Annotated in this window: 3 protein-coding genes; all 3 read right to left on the bottom strand. The window is 63.6% G+C overall.

Going from position 1 to position 2,035, the window contains the following annotated elements:
• Nucleotides 1-111: 111 nt before the first annotated feature.
• Complete coding sequence (locus ACFE99_RS25370) at nucleotides 112-1,272, bottom strand: lipid-transfer protein (RefSeq protein WP_375489686.1); 1,161 nt, start codon at nucleotides 1,270-1,272, stop codon at nucleotides 112-114.
• Entirely contained in the window at nucleotides 1,272-1,673 is a 402-nt protein-coding gene (locus ACFE99_RS25365) for a MaoC family dehydratase (protein WP_375489684.1), read from the bottom strand. The genes ACFE99_RS25370 and ACFE99_RS25365 overlap by 1 nt, the downstream gene beginning before the upstream one ends.
• On the bottom strand, nucleotides 1,670-2,035 hold a 366-nt coding region (locus ACFE99_RS25360), incomplete at its 5' end, for a Zn-ribbon domain-containing OB-fold protein (RefSeq protein WP_375489682.1). The genes ACFE99_RS25360 and ACFE99_RS25365, both read right to left, overlap by 4 nt.

Here is a 2,035-nt window from a genome sequence, read left to right as displayed (position 1 = left end):
ATCGAACAACACCCCTAAACAACTCAGGCGTTGCAGCGATCACTTGAGTCTGAGCGCTCGAAGCCCGGCGTGACTGCAGCGTCACGTTCGAGCGAGATGGGCAGCGAAAAGCTAGCCCAGGATCAGGCCGGACGTCGGCACGCCAGTGCCTGCCGTGACGAGCACGTGCTCGACGTTCGGCACCTGGTTCACCGAGCTGCCTCGCAGTTGGCGAACCCCCTCCGCGATGCCGTTCATGCCGTGGATGTAGGCCTCACCGAGCTGACCACCGTGTGTGTTGATGGGCAGCCGCCCGCCGATCTCGATGGCACCGTCGGCAATGACGTCCTTGGCCTCGCCCTTACCGCAGAAACCCAACTCCTCCAATTGAATCAGCGTGAACGGCGTGAAATGGTCGTAGAGAACGGCGGTCTGGATGTCGGTCGGCTTCAGCCCGGACTGGGACCATAGCTGGCGCCCGACCAGACCCATCTCGGGTAGGCCGTCGAGCTCGGGCCGGTAGTAGCTGACCATCGTGTACTGGTCGGGGCTGGAGCCCTGCGCGGCGGCCTCGACAACAGCCGGCCGATGCTTGAGGTCCCTGGCTCGCTCAGCAGAAGTCACCACGATCGCGACGGCGCCGTCGGTCTCCTGGCAGCAGTCCAGCAGCCGCAGCGGCTCGGCGATCCATCGCGAGTTCTGATGGTCCTCGATGGTTATCGGCTTTTCGTAGAAGTAGGCCTTCGGGTTTTTGGCTGCGTGCTTGCGGTCCGCGACAGAGATGGCGCCGAAGTCCCGGCTGGTCGCACCGGACAGGTGCATATAGCGCTTGGCGATCATCGCAACCTGCGCCGCCGGTGTCGACAAGCCATGCGGATACGAGAACGAGTTGTCCACACCGGTCGAATCGGCGTTCTCGCTGAGCCGGGTCTGCACCTGCCCGAATCGCATGCCGGAGCGCTCGTTGAACGCGCGGTATGCCACTACCACATCGGCGATACCGGTGGCGACGGCGATCGCGGCTTGCTGGACGATCGCGCACGCCGCCCCGCCGCCGTAGTGCACCTTGGAGAAGAACTTCAGCTCCCCGATACCGGCCGCGCGTGCCACGGCGACTTCGGTATTGGTGTCCATCGTGAAGGTGGTGAGCCCGTCGACATCGGACGGACTCAGCCCGGCGTCGTCCAGAGCGTCTTGCACCGCTTCGGCCGCCAGCCGCAGTTCGCTGCGCCCGGAGTTCTTCGAGAAGTCCGTCGCGCCGATGCCGACAATTGCGGCTTTACCCGACAGCACTACGCATCCCCGATCGTCAGCGTTGTAGTGGCGATCACGTGATCGCCAAGACTGTTGCGGCCCACCACTTTCACGGTGATCAGCCCGTCCTCTATCGCGGTCACTTCACCGGAGAACGTCACGGTGTCGTAGGCATACCATGGCACACCCAACCGCAGCGAAATCGACTTGATCAACACCGACGGTCCGGCCCAGTCGGTGACGTAGCGCTGCACCAGCCCGGTGTCGGTGAGGATGTTGACAAAGATGTCCTTCGAACCTTTGGCCTGGGCCTTGTCCCGGTCGTGGTGCACGTCCTGAAAATCGCGGGTAGCCAACGCCGTCGAGATGATGAACGTGGGATCGCCGTAGATCGACAGCTCGGGCAGCTTGGTGCCGACCTCAACAACTGAGGCGCTCATCGGTCCGGCTCCCAGGCATACAGCGTCCACTCCGGGCCGCTGTCGCTGGCGGGAAAGTCGATATAGATTGCGCGAACGGGCATTCCGATATTCACCTTCGCGGGGTCGACATTGCGCAGCTCGCCGAGCATGCGAACGCCTTCCTCGAGCTCAACGAGCGCGATGACGAACGGCAGTGTGCGGCCGGGCACCTTCGGCGCATGGTGCACCACAAAACTGAACACCGTGCCCTTGCCACTGGCTACCACATAATCGATCGGGGCTTCTTTGTCCTGCCACACCGCGGGCACCGGCGGGTGCTGCAGACTGCCGTCAGGTCGGCGCTGGATCCGCAGCTCGTGGGCGTTGACGCCGTCCCAGAA

Source organism: uncultured Mycobacterium sp., from assembly GCF_964249325.1.
Classification (GTDB): Bacteria; Actinomycetota; Actinomycetes; order Mycobacteriales; family Mycobacteriaceae; genus Mycobacterium.
Note: the sequence above shows the minus strand (reverse complement) of the source record. Positions and strands in the feature narration are given on the sequence as shown.